The organism is Amaricoccus tamworthensis (assembly GCF_049800875.1).
Taxonomy (GTDB): Bacteria; Pseudomonadota; Alphaproteobacteria; order Rhodobacterales; family Rhodobacteraceae; genus Amaricoccus; species Amaricoccus tamworthensis.
The window spans coordinates 1-13,608 of record NZ_JBNAFV010000004.1; the positions used below are offsets into that span (position 1 = coordinate 1).

At 54.4% G+C, this 13,608-nt stretch carries 13 protein-coding genes and 1 pseudogene; 12 read left to right on the top strand and 2 right to left on the bottom strand.

The window, feature by feature from the left end:
- The first annotated feature begins 89 nt into the window (after window positions 1-89).
- Window positions 90-1,118, top strand: a complete 1,029-nt coding sequence (locus tag ACP15P_RS08980) for an IS110 family RNA-guided transposase (RefSeq protein WP_028720250.1) — start codon at window positions 90-92, stop codon at window positions 1,116-1,118.
- 147 nt (window positions 1,119-1,265) lie between these two features.
- Here the strand turns inward: ACP15P_RS08980 and ACP15P_RS08985 are convergent, their stop codons facing one another.
- The gene (locus ACP15P_RS08985) at window positions 1,266-1,646 is read right to left on the bottom strand and encodes a DUF6088 family protein (protein WP_424928131.1); all 381 of its coding nucleotides are present in this window, start codon (window positions 1,644-1,646) and stop codon (window positions 1,266-1,268) included.
- 247 nt (window positions 1,647-1,893) lie between these two features.
- Between ACP15P_RS08985 and ACP15P_RS08990 the strand changes: the two genes are divergently transcribed.
- From ACP15P_RS08990 to ACP15P_RS09020, 7 genes are all read left to right on the top strand, one after another.
- Window positions 1,894-2,148 (top strand): helix-turn-helix domain-containing protein, encoded by a 255-nt coding sequence (locus tag ACP15P_RS08990; RefSeq protein ID WP_234170493.1) that lies wholly within the window; start codon window positions 1,894-1,896, stop codon window positions 2,146-2,148.
- A gap of 299 nt (window positions 2,149-2,447) precedes the next feature.
- The gene (locus ACP15P_RS08995; RefSeq protein WP_035262952.1) at window positions 2,448-2,645 is read left to right on the top strand and encodes a hypothetical protein; all 198 of its coding nucleotides are present in this window, start codon (window positions 2,448-2,450) and stop codon (window positions 2,643-2,645) included.
- A 148-nt stretch (window positions 2,646-2,793) separates the two neighbouring features.
- A complete protein-coding gene (mads1, locus tag ACP15P_RS09000; RefSeq protein ID WP_058239057.1) occupies window positions 2,794-2,988 on the top strand; it encodes a methylation-associated defense system helix-turn-helix domain-containing protein MAD1 in 195 nt (64 codons plus the stop codon).
- Entirely contained in the window at window positions 2,985-4,529 is a 1,545-nt protein-coding gene (locus ACP15P_RS09005) for a type I restriction-modification system subunit M (protein WP_234170494.1), read from the top strand. Before mads1 ends, ACP15P_RS09005 begins: the two co-directional genes overlap by 4 nt.
- On the top strand, window positions 4,526-5,713 hold the full coding sequence (locus tag ACP15P_RS09010) for a restriction endonuclease subunit S (RefSeq protein ID WP_234170495.1): 1,188 nt from the start codon (window positions 4,526-4,528) through the stop codon (window positions 5,711-5,713). Before ACP15P_RS09005 ends, ACP15P_RS09010 begins: the two co-directional genes overlap by 4 nt.
- Window positions 5,714-6,892, top strand: coding sequence for an ATP-binding protein (locus ACP15P_RS09015; RefSeq protein ID WP_234170496.1), 1,179 nt, complete (start codon window positions 5,714-5,716; stop codon window positions 6,890-6,892). It abuts the gene before it with no gap.
- Window positions 6,885-9,986: a type I restriction endonuclease subunit R gene (locus ACP15P_RS09020; RefSeq protein WP_424928132.1), complete on the top strand. Its 3,102-nt coding sequence runs from the start codon at window positions 6,885-6,887 to the stop codon at window positions 9,984-9,986. The genes ACP15P_RS09015 and ACP15P_RS09020 overlap by 8 nt, the downstream gene beginning before the upstream one ends.
- 18 nt (window positions 9,987-10,004) lie before the next feature.
- Here ACP15P_RS09020 and ACP15P_RS09025 read toward each other — a convergent pair whose 3' ends face one another.
- Complete coding sequence (locus ACP15P_RS09025) at window positions 10,005-10,922, bottom strand: GIY-YIG nuclease family protein (RefSeq protein WP_424928133.1); 918 nt, start codon at window positions 10,920-10,922, stop codon at window positions 10,005-10,007.
- A gap of 478 nt (window positions 10,923-11,400) precedes the next feature.
- Between ACP15P_RS09025 and ACP15P_RS09030 the strand changes: the two genes are divergently transcribed.
- The 4 genes and pseudogenes from ACP15P_RS09030 to ACP15P_RS09045 form a co-directional block, all read left to right on the top strand.
- Window positions 11,401-12,279, top strand: a complete 879-nt coding sequence (locus ACP15P_RS09030) for an ArdC family protein (RefSeq protein ID WP_234170499.1) — start codon at window positions 11,401-11,403, stop codon at window positions 12,277-12,279.
- Window positions 12,280-12,903: 624 nt separating this feature from the next.
- Complete coding sequence (locus tag ACP15P_RS09035) at window positions 12,904-13,212, top strand: hypothetical protein (protein WP_234170500.1); 309 nt, start codon at window positions 12,904-12,906, stop codon at window positions 13,210-13,212.
- On the top strand, window positions 13,209-13,412 hold the full coding sequence (locus tag ACP15P_RS09040) for a hypothetical protein (RefSeq protein ID WP_025060004.1): 204 nt from the start codon (window positions 13,209-13,211) through the stop codon (window positions 13,410-13,412). Before ACP15P_RS09035 ends, ACP15P_RS09040 begins: the two co-directional genes overlap by 4 nt.
- Window positions 13,409-13,606 (top strand): annotated as a pseudogene (locus tag ACP15P_RS09045) (hypothetical protein); the annotation flags it as partial. The gene ACP15P_RS09040 and the pseudogene ACP15P_RS09045, both read left to right, overlap by 4 nt.
- Window positions 13,607-13,608: the final 2 nt, after the last annotated feature.

Genomic DNA, 13,608 nt, shown 5'->3' on the forward strand with positions numbered 1-13,608 from the left:
GAGATGGGGTGGATGCCGCTCTCACCCTGACGGCATCGCGATGTGCCATACTCGTGGTGTCGAAGCACAAGCTGAAGGAGAGGGCATCCATGGAAGAAGTTAGCATTATCGGGGTCGATCTGGCAAAGAACGTGTTCCAGCTGCACGGGGCGGCAGCGGATGGGGTGGTTGTTTTCCGCAAGAAGCTGTCGCGACTGCAGTTTGCGCGATTCATGACGGACCATCCCGCATGCGACGTGGCGATGGAGGCGTGTCCCAGCGCGCACCATTGGGCGCGGGAATTGTCCGCCTACGGGCACAGCGTCCGGCTCATTGCGCCGCATTACGTCAAACCGTTCATCAAGCGCCAGAAAAACGACGCCGCCGACGCGGAAGCAATCGTTGAGGCAGCGATGCGTCCGACCATGCGGTTCGTCGAACCCAAGACCGAAGCCCAACAGGCCCGGGCGGTGGCGTTTCGCGCCCGCGAGCAGATCGTGAAGCAGCGGACCGAAGCGATCAACGCCCTTCGCGCGCACCTCTATGAATTCGGGCATGTGGCGCCGGAAGGGGTCGGATATATCCCGCGGCTGGCGAAGGTGGTCGAGGATCCTGGTTCGGGCCTGCCTGACCTGGCGCGAGACATCTGCCGCATGGTTCTGGAGCAGATCGAACTGTTGACGTCCCGCCTTACCGCAGTCTCGGCAAAGCTCGCCGCCGCGTCCAGGGCGGCCGCCATGCCCCGGCAGTTACAGACCATGCCGGGTGTCGGACCGATCACTGCGCTCGCAGTCGAAACCTTCGCGCCGCCGATGGACCAGTTCCGGCGTGGCCGCGATTTTGCAGCTTGGCTCGGGTTGGTGCCGCGGCAACATTCTTCTGGCGGAAAACAGAGGCTGGGGAAAACATCGAAGATGGGGCAGCGGGACATCCGGCGACTGCTTGTCACCGGCGCGATGGCGGTGGTCCGCTGGGCGCTGCGCCGTGGCGCACCGCAAAATCCCTGGCTTGAGCGCATGCTGGAACGCAAGCCACCGATGGTCGCAGCCTTCGCGCTGGCCAACAAGATGGCGCGCGGCATTTGGGCGATGCTGACGCGCGGCGAGGACTATCGCGATCCGGTGATGGCCACCGCCTGATCGGGCGCGTCGGCAGGAACGGAACGCAGAGTTGTGAGGAAGGCATGATCCGAATGGGCAAATGATCGACATGATCCGGGTTGGGCAAACCAGGAACCTTCTCAGAGCTTCGAGCTCGCTGTTGGAGATTTGGCCCCGGTCCGCGCATCACCATCCCGGCCAGCGGCATCTATCGGGCCGCACTAACAGGCCTGACAAGAGTCCGCACTCGATCACATGTCTAATGTTCAGAAATTCCTTGCAAATGAGGGCGGCATCCACAAGAGAAGGTTGCAAGATCTGTCCGTCCTTTCGAGCAACAGCCTTTGCTATGTCATCGGCGGAAGGCGACAAAAACCCGAAGCGCGGGCTCTTCTTCGGGTAGTCATACAGCCCCCGCGCCAGTCGCCGGATCACACCCTGATCAGCAAGGCGTGACAGGGCCTGATCTACGCTTGCGCGGGATCCGATGTCGAGAAAATCGGTCGGGGCAAAGATTGCGCCGCGACCTTTTCCGATGATGCGTTGCTTGATGTTTGACGTAGTCATATTCGAACTCCTTGTCAGAAAAAATGGTATGTTTTTCTGAAAGTCAACGGACCATGGAACAACCCCTCGGTAGGTGCAACTGGCATAGGGCAAAAAGGAGAACTGGTGCGAAATTTACGCTACAGCGCAAAAATGGGAAAATTACGCTGCAGCGTAAATTGTCCTGGGCTAGACTGCTGCGTTTATGATCGTTAGGTCATAGAGAGGAATTATGATCTAGGCATCATAGGTGGCGCCGGAGGTAGGCTTGCAGAACTTCGTTCGAATTCCCCGAGATCTTGGACATGCGATCCGTCAGGCTCGTCGAGAGAAAAACTTGACGCAGGCCGATCTCGCCACGCGCAGCGGTGTTTGGCAGGAAACGATATCAAAAGTTGAGGCCGGGCGGGGCGGTACACGGCTCGACACGATCCTGGCGCTGCTGGCAGCCCTCGAACTAGAGCTTTTTGTAAGAACACGCAGCAAGGGCTCTGCATCTGATTTTGACAACATATTCGAATGAAATTCTGCAGTGCCGGAGTGACAGCCGTTAAGCCGCAGCGGTTACTTTAAGTTCCTCGGCTCTTGCGACGCAGCATGACGAGACCGTTCAGTTTGTGAGTGCCAAACTCAGATCGTCAACGCCGTGTTTCTGATTGCTGAACATAAGCGGGCAGCCGGAGCAGACGCGGGGCAAGCCCCGCTTCAACAAGAAACTTCCCTTGCGCCAGCGCATTCCTCGCGAGGCAAGTTTCTCGCTGACAGCCCCTTGGTGCCAGCTTTGGTCATGTTCATCGAAACACTCAAAGTGAGGATCAAAAAATGGCTACTCAAACTCTGAAACTGAACGTCAAATCCGGCGAAAAAGACGGCAAGAACTTCTGGGACCGCTGCGGCGTCCTCTTCGTCAACACTGACGACAGCGGCAACATCACGTCGATCAACGTCAAACACAGCATGTTTCCCGACGTCGAAATGGTCGCCTTCCCGCGCCGGGATGAAGATCCGGTTACCGAGTGACCTTAGCGCCAGGGCGGAGTCACCGCCCTGGGACGCAGCCCTGGAGCTGCTTCGCGCTGAACTCGACGACCTCAAGCAAGCCAAGCTTGCCGCTTCTCCTCCTTTCAACTATTTTCAACCCAAATCCCTCAGAGAGGACATTTTCGAAATGCCCAACGAAGACATTTTGACCGTGAAAGAGCTCGCTGAGTATCTCAAGATCGCTGAGAAAACGGCATATCGGTTCGCATCTGAGGGCAAGGTTCCCGGGTTCAAGGTGGGAAGTGCATGGCGATTTCGCAAAAGCGAGATCGACCGCTGGATTGCCGAGCAGGAACAAAAACAAGAAGGGGAGCAAAAATGACCGGGCAACAACAGGCTGAGGCATTGCGCCGAGAAATCTGGAGCATCGCAAACCGTGTTCGTGGTGCTGTCGACGGCTGGGACTTCAAGCAGTTCGTCCTGGGCGCGTTGTTCTATCGTTTCATCAGCGAGAACTTCACCAACTACATCGAAGGTGGCGACGACAGCATCAACTATGCGGGCATGGCCGACGCAGACATCCCCGATGAAGCCAAAGTCGACGCAGTGAAGACCAAGGGCTACTTCATATACCCCAGCCAACTCTTTCAAAACGTGGTGAAAACCGCGAGCAAGAACGACAGTCTGAACACGGACCTTGCCGAGATCTTTTCGGCGATCGAGGCTTCGGCCAGTGGCTACCCGTCCGAGCAGGACATCAATGGCCTCTTTGCTGATTTCGACACCACCAGCAACCGCCTGGGCAGCACTGTTAAACAGAAGAACGAAAGACTGGCTGAGGTCCTCAAAGGCGTGGCTGGCCTGCCGTTGAAGTTCGATGATAACGAAGGCGACTTGTTCGGCGACGCCTATGAGTTCTTGATCTCGAACTACGCCGCCAACGCGGGCAAATCAGGTGGCGAGTTCTTCACGCCGACCCATGTGTCCAAGCTCATCGCCAAACTGGCCATGCACAAGCAGACCAGCGTCAACAAGATCTATGATCCGGCGGCCGGGTCAGGTTCGCTGCTTTTGCAGGCCAAGGACGAGTTTGAGAAGCACATCATCGAAGACGGCTTCTTCGGGCAGGAAATCAACTACACCACTTACAACCTCGCCCGCATGAACATGTTCCTGCACAACATCAACTACGACAAGTTCAACATCCAGTACGGCAACACGCTCGAGGATCCGCACTTCCAGGATGACAAACCCTTTGACGCCATCGTGTCGAACCCGCCCTATTCGGTGAAGTGGAAGGGTGCGGATGACCCGACGCTGATCAACGATGACCGCTTTGCCCCGGCAGGCGTGCTGGCCCCGAAGTCGAAGGCCGATTTTGCCTTTGTCCTTCATGCGCTGCACTACCTGTCAGCCAAGGGACGGGCCGCGATTGTTTGCTTCCCTGGTATCTTTTACCGTGGTGGGGCAGAGCAGAAGATCCGCAAGTATCTGGTCGACAACAACTTCGTTGAAACGGTGATCGCCCTGGCGCCGAACCTGTTTTTCGGCACTTCCATCGCGGTGTACATACTGGTTCTGGCCAAGAATAAGACCGATACAGGCGTCCAGTTCATCGATGCGACGGGCGAGGAATTTTTCCGAAAAGGCACGAACAACAACTTCATGGAAGATCGGCATATTGGGCGGATCATGGAGTTGTTTGACAACAAGAAAAACGTGTCCCATGTCGCCGAAACTGTACCTTACGACAGGATTGTAGAGAAAGACTACAACCTTTCCGTCAGCGCCTATGTCGAGCCCAAAGACACCCGCGAAGTCGTCGAAATTGCCAAGCTGAATGCCGATATTAAAACCACTGTCGCCAGGATCGACCAGCTGCGTGCGGACATCGACGCGATCGTTGCGGAGATCGAGGCATGAACGATCGGAGCTTTCTGGAAAAGCTGCTGGATGGTGCTTCAGTGGTGTCGAGACCGCTTGAAGACACGGTCCATATTCAACGCGGAAAGCGGCTCGTAAAAAGCCAGCTAGAAGAAAGCGGCGCTTTCGCTGTCTACCAGAACAGCATGACGCCCTTGGGTTATTACCATGAGCCCAACGTTCAACCGGATTCCGCGTTCATTGTTTGTGCAGGGGCGGCCGGCGAAATAGGTTACAGTGAGTCGGCGTTCTGGGCGGCTGATGATGTTCATTTTTTTGAGCCCCCCGACACAGTATTGAGCAAGTATCTCTATCATTGGCTGCTAACTCAACAGCCGAAGATCCGCGCACAAGTACGCAGGGCAAGTATTCCGCGTTTGTCAAAGTCAGTTGTTGCAGGTCTTAACTTTCCAATCCCTTGCCCTGAAGAACCAGAGAAATCACTTGCGATCCAAGCGGAGATTGTTCGGATTCTGGACAGTTTCACCGAGCTGACAGCCGAGCTGACAGCCGAGCTTAAGGCCCGCAAACAACAATACAACTACTACCGAGACGAACTTCTAAGCCACCCTTCGGGAAACATGGCCTGGAAGCCGCTGGGATGGGTTGGTGAAGTGCGCATGTGTAAGCGGGTGATGAAGAACCAAACATCGGCCGACGGAGATATCCCGTTCTTCAAAATCGGAACCTTTGGCAGAGAGCCCAATGCCTTCATCTCCAGAGAGCTGTTCGAGGAGTTCAAAAGAAAATACAGTTACCCAAAGGTGGGCGAAGTTCTGATTTCCGCCAGTGGGACGATCGGCCGGTCCGTGGTCTTCGATGGGGAAGAAGCCTATTTCCAAGATAGCAATATCGTTTGGCTCGAAAATGATGAAAGCAAGGTTCTGAACAAGTACCTGTTTTACTTCTACCAGATTGCAAAATGGCACGTGTCCGACGGCGGTGTGATCAAGCGGTTATACAATGACAACATCAAGAAGACCTTGATCGCTGTGCCTTATCCAGACGACCCCGAAAAGTCCCTTGAGGAGCAAGCGCGCATCGTTGCTATCCTGGACAAATTCGACACGTTGACCACCTCGCTCAGTGAAGGCCTGCCGCGTGAAATCAAGTTGCGTCAGCAGCAGTATGAATACTACCGCGACCTGCTCTTGAGCTTCCCCAAACCCGAGGAGGCCGCATAAATGGGCCAGACCCTCGAGGAGATCGCCCAGCAGCTGCACGCAGCCAACAAGAAGGTTCAGTTGATCTATGCCTTCAATGGGACCGGGAAGACCCGCCTGTCTCGCGTAATGAAGAACGAGATCGCCCCGAAGAATCCTGAGGATGATGAACCTGTCCCGGCAAGGCGGAAGTTTCTATACTACAGTGCTTTCACTGAGGATTTGTTCGTCTGGGACAATGATACCGAAGGCGACGAAGACCGAAAAATCCGCATTCAGCCAAATACGTTCATCGATTGGATCTTGAGGGATAGAGGGCAAGAATTAAACATCATCAATAACTTCCAGCATTACACTAGCCGCAGTATCACACCATCCTTCCCCCCTGAAACGGTTGTCAGAGAATTTGAGGGAAGACGAACCAACGTTTTAACCTTCCCCGAAATTCGGTTTGCGTACACTGGTGGAGACAATATCGAGAACAACGTCAAAATCTCCAAGGGGGAGGAAAACAACCTTATCTGGAGCGTTTTCTATACATTGTTGCAGGAGGTCATTGCGCTCAGAAAAGAGCCTGATCCGTCTCAACGTGATGACAACGAATATGATGATCTAGAGTACGTGTTTATTGATGACCCGGTCAGTTCGCTTGACGAAAATCACTTGATCGAACTGGCGATTGACTTGGCGGGCTTGATCTCGTCCAGCCGTTTTGAGAACGGCGATGGGGTTCGATATGTCGTCACCACCCACAACCCGCTATTCTTTAACGTGTTGTGCAAGGAACTGAGCGGAGCAGCGCGCTACCTCCTGAAGCGCAACGTGGCGGGTCAATTCCTTCTCGAGCCGAAGAATGGCGCGGCCAATAAGAGTTTTTCTTACCATCATCATCTGATCAGTATTCTTCGAGATGCCATCGATCAGGACGGTGTCCAGAAGTACCACTTCAATCTGCTACGAAATCTCTATGAGAAGACCGCGAATTTTCTGGGCTACGAGCATTGGACGAAGCTCCTTTCAACTGCGCCAGAAGGTCGAGCTGATTATCTTAAGAAACTGACAAACCACTATAGCCACCGCGAACTTGCCTTCGAAGAGGTCGCAGACCCGACGGAGAAGCAAAAGGAAGACGTGGCGGTATTACTGGACAATTTGATTAACAATTACGGCTATTGGCAACAGGATGAACAAAATGGTTGAGAAGACGAAAACCATCGCGGAAACGAAGAACTTCATCGTCCTCGACAAGTACACCAAGGAGTGGGATGCCGCCGATCGCTACCAGAGCGAAGACGATCTGGAACGCGAATTGGTGCAGGATCTGGTCAATCAGGGCTATGAGTTCCTACCTGCTCTGACGACCCCAGATGCCATGCTTGCCAATGTCCGCGTGCAGCTGGAGCAGTTGAACAACGTCACGTTTTCAGATGATGAATGGAAGCGTTTTGTCGAGACCTACCTCGACAAGCCAAGCGACAACATCGTCGACAAAACCCGCAAAATCCACGACGACGACATCCACGATTTCGTCTTTGATGACGGGCGCATCCAGAACATTTACCTCTTCGACAAGAAGAACATGGCTCGCAATAAGCTGCAGGTTATTAAGCAGTTCGAGCAGGTCGGTACGCACGCCAATCGCTATGACGTGACGATCTTGGTCAACGGTTTGCCATTGGTTCAGATCGAGCTAAAAAAGCGCGGCGTGGCGATCCGGGAGGCCTTCAATCAGATTCACCGCTACAGCAAGGAAAGCTTCAACAGCGAGCATTCCCTATTCAAGTTTCTGCAGCTCTTCGTGATTTCAAACGGCACCGACACCCGGTATTTCGCCAACACGACCAAGCGTGACAAGAACAGCTTCGACTTTACCATGAACTGGGCGAAGTCCGACAATGAGCTGATCAAAGATCTCAAGGATTTCACCGCAACTTTCCTTCAGAAGCGTACGCTGCTGAACGTTCTGTTGCAGTATTCCGTTTTCGACGTCAGCGACACGTTGCTGATCATGCGGCCTTACCAGATTGCAGCGACTGAACGCATCCTTTGGAAGATCAAGAGCTCATATGAAGCCAAAAACTGGAGGAAGCCTGAGGGCGGTGGTTTCATCTGGCACACCACAGGGTCCGGCAAAACGTTGACGAGTTTCAAGGCGGCACGGTTGGCAACCGAGCTGGATTTCATCGATAAAGTCTTCTTCGTCGTGGACCGCAAGGACCTCGATTACCAGACCATGAAGGAATACCAGAGGTTCTCCCCTGACAGTGTAAACGGTTCCGACAGCACGGCTGGGTTGAAGCGCAACTTAGGCAAGGACGATAACAGAATCATCGTCACAACGATCCAAAAGCTGAACAACCTGATGAAGTCGGAGGGTGACCTGCCGGTATATGACCAGCAGGTGGTCTTCATTTTCGATGAATGTCATCGCAGCCAGTTTGGCGAGGCTCAGAAGAATCTGAAGAAGAAGTTCAAACGATTTTACCAGTTTGGCTTTACCGGAACGCCGATCTTTCCTGAGAATGCGCTAGGGGCTGAAACGACCGCGGGGGTGTTTGGGCGTGAGCTGCATTCTTATGTGATCACCGATGCCATTCGCGACGAAAAAGTCCTGAAGTTCAAGGTCGACTACAACGATGTGCGTCCCCGGTTCAAAGCCATCGAGACAGAGCAAGACGAAAAGAAGCTCAGCGCGGCTGAAAACAAGCAAGCGCTACTTCATCCAGAACGTATTCGGGAAGTCTCTCAGTATATTCTGAACAACTTCCGCCAAAAAACCCACCGGATGCAAGCGGGCAGCAGTGGGTTCAATGCCATGTTTGCTGTCAGCAGTGTGGATGCCGCGAAGCTCTACTACGAAACCTTGAACGCTCTGCAGGCGGGCAGTGAAAAGCCGCTGAAGATCGCCACGATCTTCTCGTTTGCTGCCAACGAACAGCAAGATGCGATCGGTGACATTCAGGACGAGAGCTTCGATGTGTCAGCGATGAATAGCAGCGCCAAGGAGTTCCTGAGTGCCGCAGTCAAAGATTACAATTCCTTTTTCAAAACGAACTTTGGTGTCGATAGCGGTGGCTTTCAAAACTACTACCGCGATCTTGCCAGCCGGGTTCGCTCGAAAGAAATCGACTTACTTATTGTCGTCGGCATGTTCCTTACAGGCTTTGACGCGCCAACGCTAAACACCTTGTTTGTCGACAAAAACCTTCGCTTCCATGGCTTGATGCAAGCGTTTTCCAGAACCAACCGGATTTACGATGCGACCAAGACGTTCGGCAATATCGTGGCGTTCAGGGACCTTGAGCAAGCGACCGTTGATGCGATCACGCTGTTCGGTGACAAGAACACAAAGAACGTCGTGCTTGAGAAGAGCTACGACGAGTATATGAATGGTTTCGTTGATCAGGAAACCGGCGCGGCGCGACGCGGGTTCATTGATGTTGTAAAGGAGCTGACCGAGCGCTTTCCAAAGCCAGACGAGATTGTCAAAGAAGTAGATAAAAAAGAGTTCGCGAAGCTCTTTGGTGAGTATCTGAGAGTTGAGAATGTGCTCAGGAACTACGACGAATTTTCAGCATTGAAAGCCTATCAGACGCTGGATTTAACAGATCCAGCTGCCGTTGAGGAGTTCAAGAATAAGCACTATTTGAGCGACGAGGATCTACGTGACCTAGAGGCGATAGAATTGCCTTCAGACCGAGCAGTTCAAGACTATAGATCAACATACAACGACATTCGCGATTGGCTGCGGCGGGAAAAGTCTTCGGCTGAGCAAGAACAAAGTAATATTGAGTGGGACGATGTCGTTTTCGAAGTGGATCTTCTGAAATCGCAGGAGATTAACCTCGACTACATCCTTGAGCTTATCTTTGAGAAAAACAAAAAGGTGAAGAGCAAAGGGGATCTGATCGAGGATGCTCGCCGCGTCATTCGCGGCAGCCTTGGAAATCGTGCCAAAGAGAGCCTGATTGTGGACTTTATCAACCAGACTGATCTTGATCAGATTGATGATAAGGCAGGTGTGATCGATGCATTTTTCTCTTTTGCTCGGGAGGAGCAACGCAAAGAGGTAGACGAGCTTATCAAGTCGGAAGATCTAAATTCCGACGCGGCAAGGCGCTATATTTCTGCTTCCATAAAACGCGAATTTGCAAGTGAAAACGGTGCTGACCTCAATGCCATACTCCCCAAGATGAGCCCACTAAATCCTCAGTTTCGGACCAAGAAGACGACCGTATTCGAAAAGATTGCAGCTTTTGTCGAAAAATTCAAAGGTGTTGGCGGGCAGGTCTAGCCAAGACGTTCGGGTGCCCTACGATGGCTGTTTTGCTTCTGTTTGTTGCCAGTCGTGATACGTCTGTTTTGATCCCTTGACCTTCCACTCCAGGCGTCCGTTGCTGTTTCGGTCCAGGACGACAGCAGCGGCGGCTGAAGGGCTATTGAACGACCAGGGTTTTGTGAAGCGGAGTTTTTGATTGCCGTCGGCGACCAGAGTGCCGTCGGATATGAGCTTTTCCTTCAAGCTGCCGTAGCTTTGTTGGACATAGCCAGTTTCGGTCAGCGCCTCAGACCCTTCCAGTACAACGAATTCACCATCTTCCTCGACAGCGGTCGCTCTGACGCCGCTCTTGTGGCGGATCTCGAATTGCACTTCACCTGCGGTTCGTTCGTCGACTGGCTTCGCTGTCTGTGTCACCGCGCGCGGTTGTGGCTTGAGCATATCCAGTCCGATTACGGGCAGGATGATCCGCAGATTTGATAGAAACTGCTCCATGTTTGCAACGTCAGCCTCGGGCAATCGTCGCCTGCTGGTGTCCGGCTGCGTGCCGTTATCCAACGTGACGCGGCCTGCTTGGGCGGCTTGTTCTATGAGCCGCGCCTCCAGATATTCCGCGTGCCCTTTGGAAAGGTCATCGTCACTTGTCGTGATGGTGATGGCCGTTTCCCAGAAATCTCTTTTGATCGCGCTTTGCTTGATCCTCTCGGCCACGGAATTTCCGGAGCCAATATAGGTGCGGGTTACACCGGCTTTTTCGGGATCAGGACCTGATAGGATGTAGATGCCGGTCCGATCAACTTCTTCACGAGCGGTCAGGTCGCCGAAAGCTGAAGCGCCGCTTACAAAAAGGAAACCTGTCCAGCCATGGATTGTCGCTTTTCGCAGCCCAGTTGGCTTCCCGTCTACGAGAAAAAGCTGGATTGTTCGACCGAATGAGCCCTCTGATTGCACGATTTGTTCCTTGAAAACATGATTCTAAAGATTTCTTGCACATCTCAGTCTAACCACGAAATTACATGATTGTCGTCCCGTGAGGACGGCTTTTGCAAACGGACTGAACCGAGACTCAACGGGCCGATGGCCCGCTCGCCCCGATCCAGACATCATTCTTTTTGTTTGGTCCGCCCAACATCCCTGACCGTGGCGGTCAACCTTGGGTCATCCCCAAAATAAGCCACCAATTTCCCCTGTCTCGCGGGCGAGCCATTCCTCGCGGGGCAAATTGGCGTCTGATTTTGGCGCAGACATTTTCTTCGCAAATGTGGCCGATTGACAGCCCCGTTCAGGGCCGTGGGTCGGGCTTTGCCCTCTCCCACTCTGTTCCGCCGAATACATGCGTATTCGGTCAGATCAGGTGGCCGAGGCGCAGCCCATCGGCGGAAGGGGGCGCGAAGCCTCACCCGCGTCACTTTGATCGAGGAGGCCACAAATGGCACCGAAGTTTGATGTTTATGCCCATGTCACCGACACCATTATCGCAGAGATCGAGGCGGGCACGCCGCCATGGCGCAAGCCGTGGACAGGGAGCGCGTCCGGCATTGCCCTTCCGACCCGACACAATGGCGAGGAGTATCGCGGGATTAATATCCTGATGCTCTGGGTCATGGCGGCCAAGCATGGCTATGTGTCCAGCCGCTGGATGACCTACAAACAGGCGCAGGAACTGGGTGGACAGGTCCGCAAAGGCGAAACGTCGTCGACCGTGGTCAAATACGGGACGTTTACCCGAGAAAACGAATTGGGCATCGAGGAGGAGCTGCCCTATGCGCGCGCCTATCGCGTGTTTAACGCGGATCAGATCGAGGGTTTGCCGGAGGATTACTACATCCGTCCCGAGGCCCCGCGCGAACTTGGCACGGCGGAAGATCCCGAGCTTGAGGCGTTTTTCAGCAGGACGGGGGCGGAGATCCTCACCAGTGATGACCCGCGCGCCTATTACAGCCCTGCCAAAGATCACATCCACATGCCACCGATTGCCACGTTTCACAATGCGGTAGGCTATTATGGGACATTGGCCCATGAGGTGATCCATTGGACCGGCAGCGAAAAGCGGCTTGAGCGGATCAAGAAATTTGCGAACCGTGAGGCCTATGCCTTTGAAGAGCTGGTGGCGGAAATCGGTGCTTGTTTCCTTGGTGCTCAGATTGGCGTCGCGCCGGAATTCGACCAAAGCGCCGCTTATGTTGAAGGGTGGTTGAAAGCTCTCAAAGAGGACAAGCGGGCGATTTTCCGCGCGGCGTCCGAGGCGCAGAAGGCAGCCGATTTTGTTTTAGCAGCAGCAGGTCAATCGAAAGCGGCCGCAGCATGAGCGGCCCCGCAATCCTACCCCCGATGACGTGCCGCAAATGCGGCGCGTCAAATCCGGTGATCTTTCTTGCGCCGGTCATCGTGAAAGGCAGTGGCACTTGTATTTGCTTGGACTGCGCAGAGGCGCGCAAATGGCTGGATCCGGACGGCAACTTGAAAGCCGGTGTTGAGCTTTGAGCACCTGCGCCCCGCCTCACGTGGCGGGGCGCAGGCCTCGGGGGATGAAATGAGAAATTGTGGCCGGTGCTGCTGCGCACGGGCCGCCCTGAGAAACGGACTGTGCGGAGGATCGACCGGCTTTCAGCCCGCTCACCTCCTTCAGGCTTCTTTAAATTTGATTGGTCCGCCCAACATCCCTGTCGTGTCCCGTCAATGGGCAAGCGCCGCGCGGGCGCGTCGTCAAAGTCTGCAACCCGTGTCCTCGCGCGGGGCGCGCTGCGGGCCGCGCCAATTGCTGGCTTTGACCCATTGACTGGCCGCTCCTGGGCCGTGGGTCGGGCTGTGCCCCCACCCACTCTGTTCCGCCGAATACATGCGTATTCGGTCAGATCAGATTGGCCGGTGTGCAGCCCATCGGCGGAAGGGGGCGCAAGCCCCAACCGCAGCACCCAAGAGGAGGCCACAAATGGCTCACAAATATCAGCCCCCGAAATTCTGGACCTGCGACTGTGATCGCGCGACCGGCGGTCACATCATCGACGGGCTTTATAGCACCTGCGTCTATTGCGGGAAGCATCGGCACGAGCTGAAGGAAATCGTTGTTCCGTCGGGTTTGGGCGGCGTGTTCTGCGTCGAGATCCTCAGCGTCGAGGATGATTGCGCCAAGGTGAAGGTGGTCAAAAGCTCGAACGGCTTTGACGCGCTACCGTCCTTCACTGTGTCGTTCAAAGACATCACGCCGCGTTGGAAACACAAGGCGGGAGAAATCCGATGATCCCCGACTATCACAGCGATGATTTTGCGACTGCGCGTCTGGAAGATACCGTCAGCTTGCGCAGCGCCGCCCGTGAGGCCCGCGCCACGCTTTACGCGGTGTTGAACCGGCTGGAACTGAACGATCTGGACGGTGAGGAGCAGCCCTATATCGACGATTGTCTTGGGGCTCTCGCAATCCTTGAGGAGGCGTTGCGATGACCTTGGAAGACATCAAAGCAGCAATGGACGCGGGCAACCGCGTTCATTGGGTCAACAGCGGGTATGTGGTGACGCGTGATCGCCTTGGGCAATTCCTCATCACATTCACGCGGAACGGGTCGGCTATCGGTTTGACCAATCGGAATGGCACCCGTCTGAACGGCGAGCCTGACGAATTTTTCATCGGGGAAAGTGC

Bases quoted from the DNA above. Each gene is read 5' to 3' on its own strand.
- ACP15P_RS08980 (WP_028720250.1), top strand. From the start codon at position 90: ATGGAAGAAGTTAGCATTATCGGGGTCGATCTGGCAAAGAACGTGTTC.
- ACP15P_RS08985 (WP_424928131.1), bottom strand. From the start codon at position 1,646: ATGACTACGTCAAACATCAAGCAACGCATCATCGGAAAAGGTCGCGGC.
- ACP15P_RS08995 (WP_035262952.1), top strand. From the start codon at position 2,448: ATGGCTACTCAAACTCTGAAACTGAACGTCAAATCCGGCGAAAAAGAC.
- mads1 (WP_058239057.1), top strand. From the start codon at position 2,794: ATGCCCAACGAAGACATTTTGACCGTGAAAGAGCTCGCTGAGTATCTC.
- ACP15P_RS09005 (WP_234170494.1), top strand. From the start codon at position 2,985: ATGACCGGGCAACAACAGGCTGAGGCATTGCGCCGAGAAATCTGGAGC.
- ACP15P_RS09010 (WP_234170495.1), top strand. From the start codon at position 4,526: ATGAACGATCGGAGCTTTCTGGAAAAGCTGCTGGATGGTGCTTCAGTG.
- ACP15P_RS09015 (WP_234170496.1), top strand. From the start codon at position 5,714: ATGGGCCAGACCCTCGAGGAGATCGCCCAGCAGCTGCACGCAGCCAAC.
- ACP15P_RS09020 (WP_424928132.1), top strand. From the start codon at position 6,885: ATGGTTGAGAAGACGAAAACCATCGCGGAAACGAAGAACTTCATCGTC.
- ACP15P_RS09030 (WP_234170499.1), top strand. From the start codon at position 11,401: ATGGCACCGAAGTTTGATGTTTATGCCCATGTCACCGACACCATTATC.
- ACP15P_RS09035 (WP_234170500.1), top strand. From the start codon at position 12,904: ATGGCTCACAAATATCAGCCCCCGAAATTCTGGACCTGCGACTGTGAT.
- ACP15P_RS09040 (WP_025060004.1), top strand. From the start codon at position 13,209: ATGATCCCCGACTATCACAGCGATGATTTTGCGACTGCGCGTCTGGAA.